This is a genomic window from Cytobacillus sp. ABV4_503 (genome assembly GCF_056158445.1).
Genome location: NZ_JBSWTH010000001.1, coordinates 1606950 through 1627421 on the forward strand (window position 1 = coordinate 1606950; position 20472 = coordinate 1627421).

The window sequence follows — 20472 nt, forward strand, 5'->3', positions numbered from 1 at the left end:
CTAATGATTTCCTTATATTTTGAGCAAGGAGTGAAACAAATGGATTATGTTATTGAAATGCTCAACATCCGCAAGGAGTTTCCTGGAATCGTAGCCAATGATAATATCACGCTTCAGCTGAAACAAGGTGAAATTCATGCGCTGCTTGGCGAAAACGGTGCGGGCAAATCAACATTGATGAACGTCCTTTTTGGCTTATATCAGCCTGAAAAAGGTGAAATAAAAGTTAAAGGAAAACCGGTGCGCATCACCGATCCAAATATAGCAAACGACTTGGGCATCGGGATGGTTCACCAGCATTTTATGCTAGTAGACCGTTTCACCGTCACTGAAAATATTATTCTAGGAAAAGAAACGACGAAAAGCGGAAAAATAGATATTAAAAAAGCGGAGAAGGAAGTCAGGGAAATTTCCGAGCGATATGGACTTGCTGTAGACCCTCAGGCGAAAATTTCAGATATTTCTGTAGGAATGCAGCAGAGGGTAGAGATTTTAAAGACCCTATATCGGGGAGCGGAAATCCTTATTTTTGATGAGCCTACTGCTGTGCTGACTCCACAGGAAATTAAAGAGCTTATTCAGATCATGAAAACCTTAATCCAGGAAGGCAAATCTATTATTTTAATCACCCACAAGCTGAAGGAAATTATGGAAGTTTGTGATCGTGTAACAGTAATCCGCAAAGGGGTAGGTATCGGTACGGTTAATGTCAGCGAGACGAACCCTAATGAACTTGCCAGCTTAATGGTGGGAAGGGAAGTTACTTTTAAAACGGATAAAACAGACTCGAAACCGCAGGAGCAAGTGCTTGAAATTCAGGATTTACATGTAAAAGATTCCCGGGGGCTTGGCGTGGTTAATAAGCTTAACCTCAATGTACGGGCCGGGGAAATTGTCGGTATTGCCGGTGTAGATGGAAATGGACAGTCTGAGTTAATAGAAGCAATCACAGGTTTGAGGAAGTCTGAAAGCGGTTCAATTAAATTGAATGGCAAGGAAATTATGAATATGTCTCCGCGTAAGGTAACGGAGAAGGGGGTAGGTCATATCCCTCAGGACCGTCATAAGCATGGACTTGTCCTCGATTTTCCAATTGGAGAGAATATGGTTCTGCAAACCTATTACAAAGCTCCATTCTCTAAAAAAGGTGTTCTGAACTTTAAAGAAATCTACAGCAAAGCAAAAAAGCTGATTAAAGAATTCGATGTCAGAACCCCAAGTGAATATACACTTGCAAGAGCACTTTCTGGAGGAAACCAGCAGAAAGCCATAATCGGACGCGAAATTGACCGAAATCCAGATCTCCTGATCGCTGCTCAGCCGACACGCGGATTAGATGTTGGAGCGATTGAATACATTCACAAGCGTCTGATTGAACAGCGTGACCAGGGGAAAGCAGTGCTGCTTATTTCATTCGAATTGGATGAAATTATGAATGTCAGCGACCGTATTGCTGTTATTTATGAAGGTGAAATTGTAGCAGTAGTTGATCCGAAACAAACAACTGAACAAGAATTAGGTTTATTGATGGCCGGTTCTAAACGGAAGGAAGCGGGTGGCGAAAACCATGTCTAATCGCATGAAGAATATTGTCGTACCTCTAGTTGCCGTTCTGCTAGGTGTATTAGTAGGTACAATCATTATGATAGCAACAGGTTATAATGCCGGATCTGCATTTATTGCCCTATGGAACGGTGCTTTCGGAGAAATCTACTACGCCGGTGAGGTAGTCAGACAGGTGACTCCATATATTCTTGCCGGTTTGGCAGTTGCATTTGCTTTCCGTACAGGCTTATTTAACATCGGAGTTGAAGGACAGCTGATCGTCGGATGGCTAGCAGCTGTTTGGGTAGGAGTTGCATTTGAACTTCCAAAGTTCATCCATCTGCCGCTTGCTGTTCTTGCAGCAGCAGCAGCGGGTGCGCTATGGGCATTCATTCCAGGACTGCTGAAAGCCAAGTTTAAAGTCCATGAAGTAATTGTCACGATCATGATGAACTATGTTGCATTGCATGTAACGAACTATATAATCCGTACAGTTCTTTCAGAAAAAAGTGACCGTACTGAGATGATTGCAGACTCTGCATCACTGCGTTCCCCGTTTCTTGAGGGATTAACTGATTATTCTCGTCTGCATTGGGGTATTTTAATTGCTTTAGCTTGTGTGTTTATTATGTGGTTCCTATTAGAAAAAACATCAAAGGGATACGAATTGCGAGCTGTAGGCTTTAACCAGCATGCATCTGAATATGCAGGCATGAGCGTCAGCAAAAACATAATTCTTTCAATGGTCATCTCAGGAGCATTTGCTGGTCTTGCAGGTGCGATGGAAGCTTTGGGTACATTCGGATATGCTGCCATCAAGGGCGGTTTTACCGGAGTAGGATTTGACGGTATCGCAGTTGCACTTCTAGGCGGTAATGGTCCAATCGGAATTATTTTTGCAGCATTGCTATTTGGAAGCTTGAAGGTCGGCGCATTAAACATGCCGCTTGAAGCTGGAGTGCCAAACGAACTGGTAGATATTATCATTGCTCTTATAGTGTTCTTTGTTGCAGCAAGCTATATGATTCGCATCTTTATTGACCGTATCAGCAAAAAGGGGGTGAAGTAAGTGGGCTTAATGGAGATCCTATTAATTATTATTCCATCAACTTTGCTTTGGGCAGCCCCGCTTATTTTCACTGGATTGGGCGGAAATTTTTCAGAAAGCTCCGGTGTTGTAAATATTGGTTTAGAAGGCTTGATGGTAATTGGAGCATTCACTGCCATTGTCTTTAACCTTACGTTCGTGGATGTATTTGGCAGCATGACGCCATGGGTGGCATTACTCGCAGCTATGGTTGTCGGGGCTCTTTTATCCATCCTGCATGCTGTTGCTTCTATTACGTTTAGAGCAGACCAGGTAGTCTCAGGTGTTGCGATTAACCTTCTGGCAATTGGAGCTGCACTGTTCCTTGTTAAATTCATTTATGGGAAAGGCCAGACGGATATCATTCAAAAAGGTTTCAGCAAGGTGGATATACCATTTTTAAGCGATATACCTGTAATCGGTAAACTGTTTTTCTCAAACACATACTATACTTCATTTGCAGCGATTGCCGTTGCATTCCTTGCCTGGTTTGTGATGTTTAAAACTCCATTCGGACTAAGGCTGAGGGCGGTTGGTGAACACCCAATGGCTGCCGATACAATGGGTATTAATGTTACCAGAATGAGATACATTGGGGTATTAATCTCCGGTGCCTTAGCAGGAATTGGCGGCGGTGTGTATGCACAATCCATTTCTTCAGATTTCGGCCATGCAACAATCAGCGGCCAGGGCTTTATGGCATTAGCAGCATTGATCTTTGGTAAATGGCATCCGCTTGGTGTTATGGGTGCGGCTTTATTCTTTGGATTTGCGCAAAGCTTGAGTATCATTGGCTCAAGCCTTCCATTCCTGGAGAATATTCCAAATGTATATCTTCTCATCGCACCATATGTTTTAACGATTCTGGCATTAACTGGTTTCATAGGACGCGCTGATGCTCCAAAAGCCTCTGGTACTCCATATATAAAAGGAAAACGCTAAACAGGAAAGCCTCATTTCTTTTGGAAATGGGGCTTTTTATTGCTTATTGAAACCCTGTCTTCTTATCTTTTGTTCCTCATTTGGAGATATGCAGTTAATCTGCAAGCATTCATCGGCATAGCTTCCCGATTTTCTTATATAACCTTCCAATACAGCCAATAACTTGAAATAAAGAAATAGGGCAAGGTATAGTAAGAATATGATTTAATACAAAGGATATTATAGAAGATAGCAGCAAAGTGTTTACATATAGGCGATATTCCCTATTCTTCATATTGACCGTACTTTGGATTCATCAATTTACCGACAGGAGGAAAAGAAATGGCTGTAATCTCTGAATCCGTAAAAGCCATGAATGGCTATAAGCTTCATGTAGTTAAAACAGAGAAATATAAAACCAACACACTGGTTTGGAAAATGAAAGCCCCGCTTGAAAAGGATACTGTTACATTAAGATCTTTATTGCCGCATGTCCTGCAAAGCAGCAGTTCGTCTTACCCTGCAACCGGAAAGCTTCGCTCTTATCTTGATGAATTATATGGTGCAACTCTTTTTGTGGATTTGGCGAAAAAGGGCGAGTATCATGTCATTACCATTTCAATTGAAATTGCGAATGAGAAGTTTCTCTCAGACCCAACTCCTTTATTGAAAAAAGCGTTCCAATTTTTATCGGAGATTCTGACAAAGCCAAATGTGCAAGGCGTCGCTTTTGACCAGGATACGGTTGAAAAAGAAAAAAGGACGCTGAAACAGCGAATTCAATCCGTTTATGATGATAAAATGCGCTATTCGAATTTCCGGCTGGTACAGGAAATGTGTAAAGATGAGCCTTATGCGCTGCATGTGAATGGCGAAAAAGAAGATGTGGACAAAATTACGCCTGAAAGCCTTTATGAATATTATCAGCAGGCAATGGCGCAGGATGAGCTTGATTTATATGTTATAGGTGATGTGGATGAGGCAGATGCCGAATCCTATGCAGGTGAACTATTATCTTTTGAGGAAAGAACACCTCAGTCAGCTGCGGCATCTGCAGGAAGAGCCAAGGAATCTGTTAATGAAGTCAGGGAAGAACAGGATGTGAAGCAGGGGAAACTTAATATCGGCTACCGGACAAATGTCGTTTACGGTGATCCTGGTTATTATGCCCTTCAGGTATTCAATGGAATTTTTGGAGGCTTTTCTCACTCAAAATTGTTCTTGAACGTCCGCGAAAAAGCCAGTCTCGCATACTATGTAGCCAGTCGCCTTGAAAGCCATAAAGGCTTAATGATGGTTATGTCGGGAATCGATAACAGTAATTATGACCAGGCAGTGAATATTATTAAAGAACAGCTGGAAGCCATGAAAAACGGGGACTTTACGGAACAGGAAATGGAGCAGACCAAAGCAGTCATAAAAAATCAGCTTCTGGAGACTGTTGATACAGCCCGCGGAATTGTCGAAGTCCTCTATCATAATGTTGTGTCAGGCAAAGAAATTACGCTTCAAACCTGGATGGATGAAATGGATAAGGTAACTAAAGAGGAGATTGCCGAAACAGCTAAGAAGGTCAGTTTGGATACAGTGTATTTCCTGACAGGAAAGGAGGAGGGGAAGTAATGGAAAAAATCACTTTTGACCAGCTTCAGGAAGAGCTGTATTATGAAAGCCTCGAGAATGGGCTGGATGTATATATTTTGCCGAAAAAGGGATTTAACAAGACTTATGCCACGTTTACAACGAAATATGGTTCGATTGACAATCATTTCCTGCCTCCCGAAAAAGATGAATTTGTAAAAGTTCCAGATGGGATAGCTCATTTTTTGGAGCACAAGCTATTTGAAAAAGAAGATGGCGATGTATTCCAGCAATTCAGTAAGCAGGGAGCATCAGCTAATGCCTTTACTTCTTTTACAAGGACGGCTTATTTATTCTCCAGCACATCTAATGTAGAGTTGAACCTTGAGACGCTGATTGATTTTGTACAGGATCCTTATTTTACAGAAAAAACTGTTGAAAAAGAGAAAGGCATCATCGGTCAGGAAATTACCATGTATGATGACAATCCTGACTGGCGTCTATATTTTGGCCTCATCGAAAATATGTACAAAAACCATCCGGTTAAAATCGATATCGCAGGTACGATCGAGTCCATTTCCCATATCACAAAAGATATGCTGTATGAATGCTATGAAACCTTCTACCACCCAAGCAACATGCTTCTGTTCATCGTCGGACCCGTTGATCCGGATCAGATAATGTCCCAGGTGAGGAATAATCAAAGCAAGAAGAATTATAAAGAGTTGCCTGAAATAAAACGCCAATTCGAAGAAGAGCCTGCTGAAGCGGCTGAAAAGAAAAAAGTGCTTGAGATGAATGTCCAGACATCAAAGTGCCTTGTTGGGATAAAGAGCAGTAATGCAAACCAGTCCGGCAAGGAAATGCTTAAAAATGAGCTGAGTCTGAATGTGCTTCTGGATATCCTATTCGGTAAAAGCTCTGAGCACTACAGCTCACTGTATAATGAAGGATTAATTGATGACACGTTCTCTTTTGATTATACACAGGAAGAGGGCTTTGGTTTTGCCATGGTCGGCGGGGACACAAATGATCCTGACCGTTTGGCAGAAACATTGAAAAAGATGCTGCTGGATGCGAGGGAAAAGGGAGCTGTTTCACAGGAAACACTGGATCGGACAAAGAAGAAGAAAATAGGCGCATTCCTGCGTGCTGTCAATTCTCCTGAATATATTGCCAATCAATTTACCCGGTATGCTTTTAATGAGATGGATTTGTTTGATGTAGTGCCGACGCTTGAAAGCATTACACTTGAGGATGTGGAAAATGCGGCTGGTAATTTGATAAGCGAAGAACGGTTTACGGTTTGTCAGGTCGTGCCTAAGAAATAAAAAGCTGTTTCAGCAGAGCGCCATAAAAGGCGCTTTGCTTTTTTTGAGGAGTGTATGAAATGAGAAAATTTGCGTTAATAACTGGAGCGAGCGGAGGAATCGGCCAGGCAATCAGCATCAAACTGGCGGAGGAAGGCTATTCACTTTATTTGCATTACAATCAAAACAAGCAGAGTATAAACAGTCTGCTGGACCGCCTGCAGACCTTTGACGGAGAATATATTCCGATCAAGGCTGACCTGTCTGTACAAGGCGGCTATAAAAAGATTATACCAAATATCTTCTCTCTTGATGCCATTATCCATAATAGCGGGTCAGCACAATATGGACTTCTTACGGAATTGCCGGAAAAGGAAACAGAGTCGCTGATGAATCTTCATGTGACCTCACCGCTCCTGCTGACCAAAGAGCTTCTGCCAAAACTTATTTCAAAGGGCAGCGGGAATGTCGTAGTTATTTCCTCTATATGGGGCCAGACGGGTGCGGCTTGTGAAGTTGCATACTCAGCAGCAAAGGGTGCACAAATTGCTTTTGCCAAAGCTTTAAGCAAGGAAGTTGCCTTAAGCGGGGTGAGGGTTAATGCTGTTGCACCAGGTGCCGTCGAGACCGCCATGCTGAATGATTTTACTGAAGAAGAGCTCGATGCCGTTAAAAGCGGCATTCCCATGGGCAGGCTTGCACTGCCTGCTGACATTGCCAACTCCGTTTCCTTCCTTCTTTCAGAAAAGGCAACCTATATTACCGGACAGGTCTTGGCTGTAAATGGCGGCTGGTATACGTAACTCCCAAATGTTCAAAAAAGTGTCACTTGTTTTTTGGTTATGTCTATTAGTGCATGCATATTTTACTCAGCCCCTAAGCACAATATAATTGTACAACATTTAAAGGAGGCAAAATTATGTCTGTACTAGATAACTGGCAGCAGTGGAAAGATTTCCTTGGCGATCGTCTTCATCAGGGAATGGATCAGGGAATGAATAAGGAAACTGTAAATGACCTTGCTTTTCAAATTGGCGATTATTTAGCCAAGCAGGTTGAGCCAAAGAATGACCAGGAAAAAATCCTTGCTGATCTTTGGTCCGTAGCAAGTCCAGAAGAGCAGCATGCCATTGCAAATATAATGGTAAAGCTTGTTCAAAATGACGGTACTCACTAAGAATTTTATAGCAATCAGCGAAAAGAGAGGAAATCCTCTCTTTTCGTTTTTCCCCCAGAAAGATTTCCTTACCGGTCAAACGGGTTTTTTCTTTCATATTAGTAAAAAATCATATATTATAGAACCTAGATGAAAATTTAGGATAAGTTTAATAAAAATTTACATAACCAAAAGTTATATATATACATATAAAATGTGCAAATAGGTGCGCATCATGCAGGAGGAGGTTTTCCGGTGGAGAAAACAGAATGGTATTTGGAATATGAAATCCAAAAGAATCGTCCCGGCTTGCTTGGTGACATTTCTTCCCTGCTGGGTATGCTTTCAATTAATATTGTCACGATCAATGGTGTGGATGAAGGCCGAAGAGGCTTGCTGATCTTGGCAAAAGACCACGAACAGATTGAACGCTTAAAGTCTATTCTTAATACAATGGATACGATTAAAGTGATCAAACTACGGGAGCCTAAACTCAGAGACCGTCTTGCCGTGCGCCATGGAAGATACATTCAAAGGGATGCAGATGACAAGAAAACGTTTAGGTTTGTAAGGGATGAGCTTGGTCTGCTGGTCGATTTCATGGCCGAATTATTTAAACAGGAAGGGCACAAGCTAATAGGGATCAGAGGAATGCCAAGGGTTGGAAAGACAGAATCCATTGTCGCTTCAAGTGTCTGTGCGAACAAACGATGGCTATTTGTTTCATCCACTCTGCTTAAGCAGACGATACGCAACCAGCTGATCGAGGATGAGTACAATGAAAACAATTTGTTCATAATAGACGGAATTGTCTCAACCAGACGTGCAAACGAACGGCACTGGCAGCTTGTCCGGGAAATTATGCGCCTTCCTGCAGTAAAGGTAGTTGAGCATCCGGATATTTTTGTGCAAAACACTGAATACTCTCTTAATGATTTTGATTATATTATTGAGCTCCGTCATGATCCTGAGGAAGAGATTACTTATGATGTAGTAGAGAAAAACAATATGTTCTCGGAATCTGATTTTGGAGGCTTTGATTTTTAGTAAGTTGGAAGGTGTTGTAAATTGACAGAACTAGGCAATCGTTTAAAAGAAGCGCGGCTGGCTAAAGATATGAGCCTTGACGATCTGCAGAAGGTCACAAAAATACAAAAGCGCTATTTGATGGGAATTGAAGAGGGCGATTATAGCATGATGCCCGGAAAGTTTTATGTCAGGGCATTTATAAAGCAATATGCTGAAGCGGTTGGAATTGAGCCGGAAGAAATTTTCGAGCAGTATAAAAATGACATTCCGGCACAGGTGGATGATGATATTCCGGAAAAGCTTTCCCGTGTTCAATCCAGAAAAGATCTATCGGGCAGGACTTCAAAGGTATTCGATATTCTTCCAAAGGTACTCATTGGTGTCTTTATAATTGGTCTCATCGCGGTCCTTTATAATTTCCTTGGGGCCAAAGATCATGCGGATAATGATGAAAAGCCATCAGATCGGACAGATGGGCAGACGGTCATAGAAGAGTCTGAAAACCTTGCTGATAGTAAAAAAGATGAAAATGATAAAGATGAATCAGCAGGTAAGAAAGAAGAATCTGCTGACAAAGAGACTGCTGAGGATAATTCTGAGGAACAGGAAGCCGAGGAAGCGCCAAAGCAGGAGGTTTCTGTGGTGCAATCCAGCGGAAATGGAACAGTTTATGAATTGAAAAATGCGGACAAGTTTGAACTGGAGGTTTTGTCTACAGGAGAAACTTGGGTGAATATCAAGAACGGCAAAGGGGATTCCCTCTTCCAGGGAATGCTGACTTCGAGTGGCACGAAAAGCCAGAAGGTAGACTTTTCAAAGGAAACGGAAGCTTCCATTGTAGTCGGAAATTCGACTCAAACTGAAATCTATGTAAACGGCGAAAAAATTGAGTATAAGGTGCCGCCTTCACAATCCGTCAAGCAGGATATAACCATAAAGTACGCGCCGAAGAACGAATAGTCATCTTTAGATGACTATTTTCGCTTTTTATGTAAAAATTATCAGTAAAAGGATTGAGCAATTGTCTTAAACTTTTTCTGCAAGAAGCTTCATTTATAATACTTGGAGGTAAAACATGAATCTGCCAAATAAAATTACAGTGTCCCGTATCTTGCTGATACCAATATTTCTGCTCGTTATGCTCATCCCTCTTTCATGGGGAAATGTAGAGTTGTTAGGAGCTGAAATGCCCGTTACGCATCTGATTGGAGCTCTTATTTTTATTATTGCTTCAGTTACCGATTGGGTCGACGGCTACTTTGCCCGCAAGTACAATCTGGTTACAAACCTGGGCAAGTTTCTTGATCCGCTTGCAGACAAGCTTCTCGTCTCTGCAGCATTAATTGTTCTGGTTGATCTTGGTATGGCTCCATCATGGATTGTCATTATAATAATCAGCCGGGAATTTGCTGTAACAGGTTTAAGGCTTGTTCTGGCGGGGGAAGGAGAAGTAGTCGCAGCGAATCAGCTTGGCAAAATCAAAACCTGGGCACAAATCGTGGCCATTTCTGCACTGCTTTTACATAATATTATTTTTGAAATGGTTTCAATCCGGTTTGACCTGATTGCCCTTTGGGTTGCGATGTTCTTTACGATCTGGTCCGGCTGGGACTACTTTGCTAAAAACAAGCAGGCCTTCATTAACTCAAAATAATTACTTTACCCAGAAGGGGGCTTTTGAATGAATGCTGAAATTATAGCTGTCGGGTCTGAGCTTTTACTTGGACAAATAGTTAATACAAATGCCCGCTTTCTGTCCCGGCAGCTTGCAGAACTGGGCATTAACGTTTTTTACCATACAGTGGTTGGAGATAATCCCGAGCGCCTAAAATCGGTGATCAAAATTGCCGAAGGCCGTTCTGACCTGATCGTCTTCACGGGCGGACTGGGACCGACAAAGGATGATTTAACGAAAGAAACGATTGCCCGCCATCTTGGCAAAGAGCTCGTCATGGACGAACAGGCGCTTGAATCTATACAGCTTTATTTTAAACGCACCAACAGAGAGATGACTGAGAATAATAAAAAACAGGCCCTGGTTCTTAAGGATGCGCAAGTGCTTCCTAACGAGCATGGAATGGCACCCGGAATGATTGACGATAGTGGCCGGCATGTTTTTATGCTTCTTCCGGGTCCGCCAAATGAGATGGAGCCAATGTTCCTCAAACATGCCTTTCCAGCCCTGCAATCCAAGCTGGGCACCGAGGATGTGATTGTTTCCCGGGTGCTGCACTTCTTCGGGATTGGAGAAGCCATGCTGGAAACGGAGATTGAAGATATTATCGATGCGCAGAGTAATCCAACCATTGCCCCGCTTGCATCTGATGGGGAAGTTACACTGAGGCTCACAGCAAAGCATAGTCAGTCTAACACGGCCATGATGCTGATGGATGAAACTGAAGCCAAGATCCTCGACCGTGTCGGAGAATTTTTCTATGGCTATGATGACACTTCCTTGATGCATGAGCTTACCAAGCTGATCAAGGAAAACAATATGACTATTTCCGCTGCTGAGAGTTTAACAGGAGGGATGTTCCAGCAGGAGTTTACCTCTATTCCGGGAGCAGGCGGTCTTCTAAAAGGCGGAGTGGTTTGTTATACAAACGAAGTTAAGGCTGAAGTGTTAAAAGTCCGCAAAGAAACGATTGATAACGACGGGGTCGTCAGTGCTCAGTGTGCAGCAGAGCTTGCTGAGAATGTCGCAAGTCTGACTAACTCAGATATCGGGATCAGCTTCACAGGAGTTGCAGGTCCTGACGAACTGGAAGGCAACCCGGTGGGAACCGTATATATAGGCATCTGGATAAAAGGAAAGCCAGTCCAGACTGAAAAGCTGAACCTTGGGGGAACCAGGGCAGCAAACCGGGTCCGTACGGTAAAATACGGCTGCCATTTTCTTATAAAAGCATTAAAAGAAAGTCAGAACGCCTAAAAGCGTTCTGATTTTTTAATAGCCTGAAAAATAGGCAGAATTCTTATCAAAATGCTATTTCTTCTATTGATTTACACCTGAAAATTTCATTTTCCTCCGCATGAATTAATATTTTCGGGCAAAACGTCCCGGTGAAAAAAATCGAATGGATGTTCGACTTTTTGCTCGACAAATGCATTGAAAAGGTTTATAGTAGAGTTAGGATTTGAGATGAGACAAAACGAATCTAATCAAAAGATAGATTCGTCTATATAAAAGGAGGAACTATTAGTGAGTGATCGTCAAGCAGCTCTTGAAATGGCGTTAAAACAAATAGAAAAGCAATTTGGTAAAGGTTCTATCATGAAGCTTGGTGAACAGACTGACCGCAAAATTTCCACTGCACCAAGCGGATCCCTTGCCCTTGATGCAGCTCTTGGGGTAGGCGGCTACCCAAGAGGACGTATTATTGAAATTTATGGACCTGAGAGCTCAGGTAAAACAACAGTTGCCCTGCATGCAATTGCAGAGGTTCAGGCAAGCGGCGGACAAGCTGCTTTTATCGATGCTGAACATGCTCTAGACCCTGTTTATGCACAAAAGCTTGGTGTAAATATTGATGAGCTTCTTCTTTCCCAGCCGGATACAGGTGAGCAGGCGCTTGAAATTGCAGAAGCTCTTGTTCGAAGCGGCGCTGTTGATATCCTGGTAATTGACTCTGTTGCAGCTCTTGTGCCAAAGGCTGAAATTGAAGGGGAAATGGGTGACTCCCATGTTGGTTTGCAGGCCCGCCTTATGTCCCAGGCACTTCGTAAACTATCAGGTGCAATCAACAAATCTAAAACCATTGCGATTTTCATTAACCAGATTCGTGAAAAAGTCGGAGTTATGTTCGGGAATCCTGAAACCACTCCTGGCGGACGCGCATTGAAATTCTACTCTTCTGTCCGTCTTGAAGTGCGCCGTGCAGAAACCCTTAAGCAGGGCAATGAAATGGTTGGTAATAAGACAAAGATCAAAGTTGTCAAAAACAAAGTCGCTCCTCCATTCAGAGTAGCGGAAGTAGATATCATGTACGGTGAAGGAATCTCGAAGGAAGGCGAAATCATCGATCTTGGATCTGAACTGGATATTGTCCAAAAGAGCGGTTCATGGTACTCATTTAACGAAGAGCGCTTAGGCCAAGGCCGTGAAAACGCCAAAGTATTCCTAAAAGAAAACCCGGAAATCCGCCTCACTATCCAAAAACAAATCCGTGAACACTACGGACTTGACGAAGATAAAGTAATCAGCGGAGACGAAGAGCAGGAAGAATTCGAGCTTATCGATTAATACTAAGAAAAAGCAAAGCCCGGGCGGCTTTGCTTTTCTTATGGATAATTAGTGATTCACTAAGCATTTTTTTTATAGCCAAAACTTGCTTATAATTATTAAGAGTTCAAACCAATCGAAATATTAAGAAAAGCCTTTAGGACAAACCCTTGACAATAAAATTCCACAGCTTTACAATTAAAAATGTATATTTTACATTTTATATGTAAAGAAATTCTTATTGAGTTAGACATTGTCTGGCTCCAGGCTCCATTGGCTATTCATACGTTAATATAATGCCAGCCCAAAATGGATGCCCAATGCTTTTTTAAGATTGAAACGTTTAAAAGCCTTAGTGCTGTATGTTGAATTGGACAATGTACATGCCGACACTTTAAAAAACGTAACACAAACAAGTTCATAGCAAGAGGAGGTGAAATGATGGATCTAGTAACAGCAATCATCTCCATTTTGCTTGGCCTAATCGTCGGTGCTATTGTTGGCTATTTTGTTCGCAAATCTATTGCCGAAGCAAAAATTGCAGGAGCTAAAGATGCTGCTGAGCAGATTTTGGAAGACGCAAAGCGAGAAGCTGAGGCTACGAAGAAAGAAGCCCTGCTTGAAGCGAAAGATGAAATTCACAAGCTTCGCACAGATGCGGAAAGTGAAGTTCGTGATCGAAGAAATGAACTGCAAAAACAAGAAAATCGCTTAATGCAAAGAGAAGAGAACCTTGATCGTAAAGATGAAACGTTAGATAAACGTGAAGTGCTTTTAGAAAAGAGGGACGATTCTCTTAGCAAAAGACAACAGCATATTGAAGAGATGGAAAGCAAAGTGGACGAGATGATAAAAGAGCAGCAAGCTGAGCTGGAACGTATCTCAGGCTTGACTCGTGAAGAGGCAAAGTCCATCATTTTAGAGCGCACGGAGCAGGAAGTGGCTCACGATGTCGCTATTATGGTAAAAGAGAGCGAGACTAGAGCGAAAGAGGACGCAGATAAGAAAGCGAAAGAAATCTTGTCACTGGCTATCCAAAGATGTGCAGCGGATCATGTAGCAGAAACTACTGTATCAGTTGTCAATCTGCCAAATGATGAGATGAAAGGGCGCATTATTGGCCGTGAAGGCCGTAATATCCGTACTCTGGAAACTCTGACTGGAATTGATCTCATAATCGATGATACGCCGGAAGCGGTTATTTTATCCGGTTTTGATCCGATTCGCCGTGAGACTGCACGCTTAGCTTTAGACAAACTGGTTCAGGACGGACGCATCCATCCAGCCCGAATTGAGGAAATGGTTGATAAGGCCCGCCGTGAAGTGGATGAACACATCCGTGAAATCGGTGAACAAACTACTTTCGAGGTTGGTGTTCACGGTCTACATCCAGATTTAATCAAAATTCTTGGCCGTTTAAAATTCCGTACAAGCTACGGTCAGAATGTGTTAAAGCATTCAATGGAAGTGGCTCAGCTTTCAGGTTTGCTGGCTGCCGAATTAGGACAGGACGAAACATTGGCACGCCGTGCAGGATTGCTTCATGATATCGGTAAAGCAATCGACCATGAGGTGGAAGGAAGCCATGTTGAAATAGGTGTGGAGCTTGCCACTAAGTATAAGGAGCATCCTGTTGTCATCAACAGTATCGCTTCCCACCATGGTGACACAGAGCCTACATCGATCATTGCCGTACTTGTCGCTGCAGCTGATGCTTTATCAGCAGCAAGACCTGGAGCAAGGAGAGAGACGCTTGAGAACTATATTCGCCGTCTGGAAAAGCTTGAAGAGATTTCAGAATCCTATGATGGCGTTGAAAAATCTTTTGCCATTCAGGCAGGACGCGAAATTCGCATTATGGTTAAACCTGAACAAATTGATGACCTTGAAGCTCATCGTTTGGCAAGGGATATCCGTAAGAAGATTGAAGAGGAACTTGATTATCCAGGCCACATCAAGGTCACGGTTATCCGTGAAACGAGGGCCGTTGAATATGCAAAATAAAGCGATGCTCATGCATCGCTTTATTTCTTTTTCGGGTGTGCTTTATATTGATGCAGGAAACTGTGTTAAACTAATAAAAATGACTGGGAAAGAATACATATATCTTTAAAAACAGAAAGGGATATGACATGAATATATTGTTTGTCGGAGATGTAGTGGGATCACAGGGGCGGGATATGATCACTGAATATGTACCGAAGCTAAAAGAAAAATACCGCCCGCATATCACAATTATTAATGGGGAAAATGCAGCGGGTGGAAAGGGTATTACGGAAAAGATTTACCGCAGCTTTCTTGAGGCTGGTGCTCAGGCGGTAACTCTCGGTAATCATACCTGGGATAACCGGGAAATTTTTGAATTCATTGACCGCGCTAAATATATGGTTCGTCCGGCCAATTTTCCTTCAAATAATCCTGGAAAAGGCATGGTGTATTTAAAATTTAATACAGAGGAAGTAGCGGTGATCAGCCTTCAGGGCAGGACTTTTATGAATACAAGTGATTGCCCTTTCCAAAAGGCGGATGAACTGATAAAAGAAGCCCGTGAAAGGACTCCGTTCATTTTTGTTGATTTTCATGCGGAAGCAACAAGTGAAAAACAGGCAATGGGCTGGTATTTGGATGGAAAGGTATCAGCAGTCGTGGGTACGCATACACACGTGCAGACAGCCGATAACCGTATTTTGCCTGGCGGGACAGCCTTTATGTCTGATGTGGGAATGACAGGCCCTTATGACGGTATCCTTGGTGTTGAAAAAGAAGCTGTAATCAAAAGGTTTTTGACTGGACTGCCGGTTCGGTTTGAAGTTCCGAAAGAAGGAAGGACCCAATTAAGTGCAGCATTCATTGAGCTGAGTCCAAAAACGGGTTTGGCAAAAAAAATTGACCGGATCTTGATTAATGATGACCATCCTTTTTACTCATAAACTGATAAAAACTGCATTCGGATGTCCGAGTGCGGTTTTTTTGGTTTTTGCAGAAAATTCAGCCTAAAACCATGCTTTTTTTGTCCAAGCCGGAATATGTGAATTCTAAGCTGAATATAGTAGCAATGGAATGATATATAGACCTGGTGCTAAATTCCATCAAAGCGGGATGTGCATGAACGGAAAGTAATTGCTTATCTGAAGGCATTCAGCCTTTACAGAAGGCGAATCAGCGCTTTGAGCAATGCATACAGGAGGGGTAAAACGAGGAGGAGCTAGGAATGGAAATATTAAAAGTTTCAGCAAAATCTAATCCTAATTCTGTAGCTGGTGCGCTTGCTGGAGTTCTTCGCGAAAGAGGAAGTGCGGAAATCCAGGCAATTGGTGCGGGTGCATTGAACCAGGCTGTTAAGGCAGTAGCGATCGCAAGAGGATTCGTAGCGCCTAGCGGAGTGGATTTAATTTGTATCCCTGCATTCACGGATATCCTGATTGACGGCGAAGAGCGGACTGCCATTAAGCTGATTGTGGAACCGCGTTAGGCAAAAGCTTCAGAATGGGAAATCATCCTTTGTCATATGCATAAGTCAGCAAAATATAAATTCGTGCAAAAATATTAAAACCTGTTTGCATCATAGGCAAACAGGTTCTTTTTTTAATAAGATAAAGCTATGCAGAAAAAGGGAGGAAAACAGCATGAAAATATTTGATGCACATTGTGATGTCCTATATAAAATGTTTATGGACAGAAAGGTTGACTTTAATAATTCAGGCAGTCTTCAGGTGAACCTTGCTGGGCTGCAGGCTTCCAGTATAAAAGTTCAATGCTTTGCCATATATGTTCCTGAATCTGTCCATCCAGAAATGAAGTTCAACGCAGCCCTATATATGACCGATCTGTTTTACGATAAAGTGCTTAAACCCAACCCGCAATTAAAGCTCATTAGAAGCAGCCGGGACATCGACCTGCTGCAGGATGATGAAGTGGGGGCAGTGCTTACACTGGAGGGATGTGATGCTGTTGGCTGCGATCTGCTTAAATTGAAGACGCTTCTCAGGCTGGGAGTGTCTTCAGTGGGATTGACCTGGAATTATGCTAACTGTGCAGCTGATGGAGTGCTTGAAGAAAGGGGGGCAGGGCTTTCTTCATTTGGCAAACAAGTGGTCTATGAATTAAATGCCAGCAAAGCATGGTGCGATGTATCCCATCTTTCTGAACGCGGGTTCTGGGATGTGATGGAATGGGCGGATTATCCTTTTGCCTCTCACTCGAACTGCTATTCGCTGTGCCCGAATCCACGCAATTTATCAAACGAACAGATTGAAGCACTGATTGATCGGGACAGTGTGATGGGCATTACATTTGTGACGGAGTTTTTATCAGGAAAACAAACAGCCACGATTACAGACATCCTAAGACATCTTGAACATGTATGTTCACTTGGAGGAGAAAATCATGTGGGCTTTGGTTCGGATTTTGACGGTACGGATGGAAGAGTTGCAGGTTTGGAGGATGCAAGAAAATACGATAGCCTGATAAATGAACTAACAAAATATTATTCCGATATACAAGCTGAAAAATTTTCATTTCGGAACTTTTATAACAGATTTCCAAGGTGAAAATGGTGAAAAAACTGTATATCAAGGGATGTGAAAGACCTGATAAATCCAAAATGAAATAATCTTTTTAGTATTTTTCAAAAAATAAAAAAATATTCATCTTTTAGCCAATAAATATTCAGAAAGGGTTGCTTTTTTAGACACATAGGTCTAGAATTGAAAGCGTTTAGTACCCATCCAGCTTCCAGAATATAGCCTTTAAGGTATGGTGAAATAACAGGATTGACTGGACAAGTACTACACTTAAATTAAATAAACGTTTTTACATAATTTCTTAACGTATCTAAAGGGGTGTAAGACATGATCAATCAACTTTCATGGAAAGTTGGAGGACAGCAAGGGGAAGGTATCGAAAGTACCGGGGAGATTTTTTCCATTGCATTAAATCGTTTAGGCTACTACCTGTACGGTTACCGCCACTTTTCATCACGTATTAAGGGCGGGCACACGAACAACAAGATTCGCGTCAGCACGTCACAAATTCGTTCTATTTCGGACGATTTAGATATTCTGGTAGCTTTTGACCAGGAAACAATCGATTTAAACTACAAAGAACTTCACGATAATGGGATCATGATTGCAGATGCGAAATTTGATCCAAAACAGCCAGAAGATACGAATGCAGCTTTGTTTGCAGTACCTTTTACAGAGATTGCTACAGAGCTTGGAACATCCCTGATGAAAAACATGGTTGCTGTTGGTGCGACATGTGCAGTTCTAAATTTAGATATTAAAGTATTTGAAGAAGTAGTTCAAGAGATTTTTGGGCGAAAAGGACAGCAGGTTGTCGATAAAAACATGGAAGCCATTCAGGCTGGCTTTGATTTCATGAAAGAAAAGCTCAGCGATGATGTGGAATTAATGGAGCTTGAAAAAGCTGACGGACTGAAGCGTTTATTCATGATCGGAAACGATGCAATCGCTCTTGGTGCTCTTGCAGGAGGATGCCGCTTCATGGCCGCTTACCCAATCACACCTGCATCCGAAATCATGGAATATCTGATAAAAAAACTTCCGGCGCTTGGCGGATCTGTCATCCAGACAGAAGATGAAATTGCCGCAGTAACAATGGCAATCGGTGCAAACTACGCCGGTGTCCGCTCAATTACAGCATCTGCGGGTCCTGGACTTTCCCTTAAAATGGAAGCTATCGGCCTTTCAGGAATTACTGAAACACCGCTTGTTATCGTAGATACACAGCGTGGGGGCCCTTCTACAGGACTACCTACAAAGCAGGAGCAATCTGACTTAATGGCAATGATTTACGGCACTCATGGCGAGATTCCAAAAATCGTACTTGCTCCAAGTACTGTACAGGAAGCATTCTATGATACGGCTGAAGCTTTCAACCTTGCAGAAGAATACCAGTGTCCGGTTATTGTCCTCTCAGACCTGCAGCTTTCTCTTGGAAAGCAGACAGTGGAGCCGCTTGATTTCAGCAAAGTTGAAATCCGTCGAGGAAAGCTTGTTACAGAAGAACTTCCTGAAATTGAAAACAAAGGCTACTTCAAGCGCTTTGAGGTTACAGAAGATGGTGTTTCACCTCGAGTGATCCCTGGCATGAAAAACGGAATCCACCATGTGACGGGTGTGGAGCATGATGAAACTGGAAAACCTTCAGAATCAGCTGCAAACCGCAATGCTCAAATGGATAAGCGTTTCCGCAAGATTGAAAATATAAAATTCAATACACCTGTTCACAAGAATGCTCCTCATGAAGAAGCAGACTTGCTGATCGTCGGCTTCAACTCAACACGCGGTGCAATTGAGGAAGCAATGAGCAGACTTGAACAGGACGGTATTAAAGTGAACCATGCACAAGTTCGCCTGATTCATCCTTTCCCAACGGATGAGTTATTGCCGCTTGTGAAATCAGCTAAAAAAATCGCTGTAGTAGAAAACAACGCTACAGGACAATTAGCGAACATCATGAAGATGAACGTCGGACATGCTGAGAAAGTACATAAGCTATTAAAGTACGACGGAAATCCATTCTTGCCGCATGAAATTCACACAAAATGCAAGGAGTTGTTCTAAATGGCCACATTTAAAGACTTTCGAAATAATGTAAAACCAAACTGGTGTCCAGGCTGTGGAGACTTCTCCGTGCAGGCTGCGATTCAGCGTGCGGCAGCAAATGTTGGTTTAGAGCCGGAGAACTTAGCTGTAGTATCAGGCATTGGATGCTCCGGACGTATTTCCGGCTATATCAATTCATACGGTTTCCACGGCATTCATGGGCGTTCACTGCCGATCGCTCAGGGTGTGAAAATGGCTAACCGCGATTTAACAGTTATCGCATCCGGCGGTGACGGAGATGGATTCGCGATCGGTATGGGCCATACGATTCATGCGATCCGCCGTAATGTGAACATCACTTATATCGTAATGGATAACCAAATCTATGGTTTAACAAAAGGCCAGACTTCACCGCGTTCTGCGGCTGGTTTCAAAACGAAGTCTACTCCTCAAGGTTCTATTGAGCAGGCGATTTCTCCAATGGAAATGGCATTAACAGCAGGTGCGACTTTCGTGGCACAAAGCTTCTCAACTGACCTTAAAGATCTGACAGCGTTAATCGAAGCAGGCATCAAGCATGATGGCTTCTCTTTAATTAACGTGTTCAGTCCATGTGTTACATACAATAAAGTCAACACATATGACTGGTTTAAAGAAAACCTGACAAAGCTTAGCGATGTGGAAGGCTATGACAACTCAAGCCGTGAAATGGCAATGCAGACTCTTATGAAGCACAGCGGCCTTGTAACTGGCTTAATCTACCAGGACACAGAGCGCAAGTCTTATCAGGAATTGCTTTCAGGTTACTCTGAAACTCCTTTATCACAAGCGGATCTGGAACTAGATCAAGCTCACTTTGATAAACTTGCAGCTGAATTTATGTAATCATAAGAAGTCCGGGAATCCCGGGCTTCTTTTTTCTTGTATTGAATGAGATTAGATGTGACAACTATCACACACAATATATTAAATTTAGTCTAGTATAAGTAAATGTGGAGGATTAAAATTATCTCTGTTCGTACATACAAGTAATAGCTGCTGATAAGAGACCG

The 20472-nt window shown here is 42.5% G+C and carries 18 protein-coding genes; all 18 read left to right on the forward strand.

What is annotated here, in order from left to right:
• The first annotated feature begins 39 nt into the window (after window positions 1–39).
• Window positions 40–1575, forward strand: a complete 1536-nt coding sequence (locus ACXAD1_RS08150; RefSeq protein ID WP_370222699.1) for an ABC transporter ATP-binding protein — start codon at window positions 40–42, stop codon at window positions 1573–1575.
• Window positions 1568–2614, forward strand: coding sequence for an ABC transporter permease (locus ACXAD1_RS08155; protein WP_474909798.1), 1047 nt, complete (start codon window positions 1568–1570; stop codon window positions 2612–2614). Before ACXAD1_RS08150 ends, ACXAD1_RS08155 begins: the two co-directional genes overlap by 8 nt.
• A complete protein-coding gene (locus ACXAD1_RS08160; RefSeq protein WP_009330679.1) occupies window positions 2615–3574 on the forward strand; it encodes an ABC transporter permease in 960 nt (319 codons plus the stop codon).
• A 321-nt stretch (window positions 3575–3895) separates the two neighbouring features.
• The gene (gene yfmF / locus ACXAD1_RS08165; RefSeq protein ID WP_474909799.1) at window positions 3896–5176 is read left to right on the forward strand and encodes an EF-P 5-aminopentanol modification-associated protein YfmF; all 1281 of its coding nucleotides are present in this window, start codon (window positions 3896–3898) and stop codon (window positions 5174–5176) included.
• Window positions 5176–6465, forward strand: coding sequence for an EF-P 5-aminopentanol modification-associated protein YfmH (yfmH, locus tag ACXAD1_RS08170; RefSeq protein ID WP_206836561.1), 1290 nt, complete (start codon window positions 5176–5178; stop codon window positions 6463–6465). The genes yfmF and yfmH overlap by 1 nt, the downstream gene beginning before the upstream one ends.
• 59 nt (window positions 6466–6524) lie before the next feature.
• Complete coding sequence (gene ymfI / locus ACXAD1_RS08175) at window positions 6525–7247, forward strand: elongation factor P 5-aminopentanone reductase (protein WP_370222703.1); 723 nt, start codon at window positions 6525–6527, stop codon at window positions 7245–7247.
• Window positions 7248–7363: 116 nt separating this feature from the next.
• Window positions 7364–7621, forward strand: coding sequence for a DUF3243 domain-containing protein (locus ACXAD1_RS08180; RefSeq protein ID WP_206836571.1), 258 nt, complete (start codon window positions 7364–7366; stop codon window positions 7619–7621).
• Window positions 7622–7855: 234 nt separating this feature from the next.
• On the forward strand, window positions 7856–8647 hold the full coding sequence (locus ACXAD1_RS08185) for a YmfK family protein (RefSeq protein ID WP_159862727.1): 792 nt from the start codon (window positions 7856–7858) through the stop codon (window positions 8645–8647).
• Between the two features lie 21 nt (window positions 8648–8668).
• Window positions 8669–9589, forward strand: coding sequence for a helix-turn-helix domain-containing protein (locus ACXAD1_RS08190; RefSeq protein ID WP_474909800.1), 921 nt, complete (start codon window positions 8669–8671; stop codon window positions 9587–9589).
• Window positions 9590–9704: 115 nt separating this feature from the next.
• Entirely contained in the window at window positions 9705–10283 is a 579-nt protein-coding gene (gene pgsA / locus ACXAD1_RS08195; RefSeq protein ID WP_474909801.1) for a CDP-diacylglycerol--glycerol-3-phosphate 3-phosphatidyltransferase, read from the forward strand.
• Between the two features lie 27 nt (window positions 10284–10310).
• Window positions 10311–11561 carry a competence/damage-inducible protein A gene (locus ACXAD1_RS08200; protein WP_474909802.1) on the forward strand — a complete coding sequence of 417 codons (1251 nt, stop codon included), beginning with the start codon at window positions 10311–10313 and terminating at the stop codon, window positions 11559–11561.
• Between the two features lie 270 nt (window positions 11562–11831).
• Complete coding sequence (gene recA / locus ACXAD1_RS08205; protein WP_206836583.1) at window positions 11832–12872, forward strand: recombinase RecA; 1041 nt, start codon at window positions 11832–11834, stop codon at window positions 12870–12872.
• Between the two features lie 420 nt (window positions 12873–13292).
• The gene (rny, locus tag ACXAD1_RS08210) at window positions 13293–14855 is read left to right on the forward strand and encodes a ribonuclease Y (RefSeq protein ID WP_474911291.1); all 1563 of its coding nucleotides are present in this window, start codon (window positions 13293–13295) and stop codon (window positions 14853–14855) included.
• A gap of 128 nt (window positions 14856–14983) precedes the next feature.
• A complete protein-coding gene (locus ACXAD1_RS08215; protein WP_206836586.1) occupies window positions 14984–15781 on the forward strand; it encodes a TIGR00282 family metallophosphoesterase in 798 nt (265 codons plus the stop codon).
• 281 nt (window positions 15782–16062) lie between these two features.
• The gene (gene spoVS, locus ACXAD1_RS08220) at window positions 16063–16323 is read left to right on the forward strand and encodes a stage V sporulation protein SpoVS (RefSeq protein ID WP_026585459.1); all 261 of its coding nucleotides are present in this window, start codon (window positions 16063–16065) and stop codon (window positions 16321–16323) included.
• A 154-nt stretch (window positions 16324–16477) separates the two neighbouring features.
• On the forward strand, window positions 16478–17401 hold the full coding sequence (locus ACXAD1_RS08225; protein ID WP_206836589.1) for a dipeptidase: 924 nt from the start codon (window positions 16478–16480) through the stop codon (window positions 17399–17401).
• A 300-nt stretch (window positions 17402–17701) separates the two neighbouring features.
• Entirely contained in the window at window positions 17702–19438 is a 1737-nt protein-coding gene (locus ACXAD1_RS08230; protein WP_474909803.1) for a 2-oxoacid:acceptor oxidoreductase subunit alpha, read from the forward strand.
• Complete coding sequence (locus ACXAD1_RS08235; protein ID WP_009330663.1) at window positions 19439–20305, forward strand: 2-oxoacid:ferredoxin oxidoreductase subunit beta; 867 nt, start codon at window positions 19439–19441, stop codon at window positions 20303–20305.
• The last annotated feature ends 167 nt before the right edge of the window (window positions 20306–20472 follow it).

Bases quoted from the DNA above. Each gene is read 5' to 3' on its own strand.
- ACXAD1_RS08150 (WP_370222699.1), top strand. From the start codon at position 40: ATGGATTATGTTATTGAAATGCTCAACATCCGCAAGGAGTTTCCTGGA.
- ACXAD1_RS08155 (WP_474909798.1), top strand. From the start codon at position 1,568: ATGTCTAATCGCATGAAGAATATTGTCGTACCTCTAGTTGCCGTTCTG.
- yfmF (WP_474909799.1), top strand. From the start codon at position 3,896: ATGGCTGTAATCTCTGAATCCGTAAAAGCCATGAATGGCTATAAGCTT.
- yfmH (WP_206836561.1), top strand. From the start codon at position 5,176: ATGGAAAAAATCACTTTTGACCAGCTTCAGGAAGAGCTGTATTATGAA.
- ymfI (WP_370222703.1), top strand. From the start codon at position 6,525: ATGAGAAAATTTGCGTTAATAACTGGAGCGAGCGGAGGAATCGGCCAG.
- ACXAD1_RS08180 (WP_206836571.1), top strand. From the start codon at position 7,364: ATGTCTGTACTAGATAACTGGCAGCAGTGGAAAGATTTCCTTGGCGAT.
- pgsA (WP_474909801.1), top strand. From the start codon at position 9,705: ATGAATCTGCCAAATAAAATTACAGTGTCCCGTATCTTGCTGATACCA.
- ACXAD1_RS08200 (WP_474909802.1), top strand. From the start codon at position 10,311: ATGAATGCTGAAATTATAGCTGTCGGGTCTGAGCTTTTACTTGGACAA.
- rny (WP_474911291.1), top strand. From the start codon at position 13,293: ATGGATCTAGTAACAGCAATCATCTCCATTTTGCTTGGCCTAATCGTC.
- ACXAD1_RS08215 (WP_206836586.1), top strand. From the start codon at position 14,984: ATGAATATATTGTTTGTCGGAGATGTAGTGGGATCACAGGGGCGGGAT.
- spoVS (WP_026585459.1), top strand. From the start codon at position 16,063: ATGGAAATATTAAAAGTTTCAGCAAAATCTAATCCTAATTCTGTAGCT.
- ACXAD1_RS08225 (WP_206836589.1), top strand. From the start codon at position 16,478: ATGAAAATATTTGATGCACATTGTGATGTCCTATATAAAATGTTTATG.
- ACXAD1_RS08230 (WP_474909803.1), top strand. From the start codon at position 17,702: ATGATCAATCAACTTTCATGGAAAGTTGGAGGACAGCAAGGGGAAGGT.
- ACXAD1_RS08235 (WP_009330663.1), top strand. From the start codon at position 19,439: ATGGCCACATTTAAAGACTTTCGAAATAATGTAAAACCAAACTGGTGT.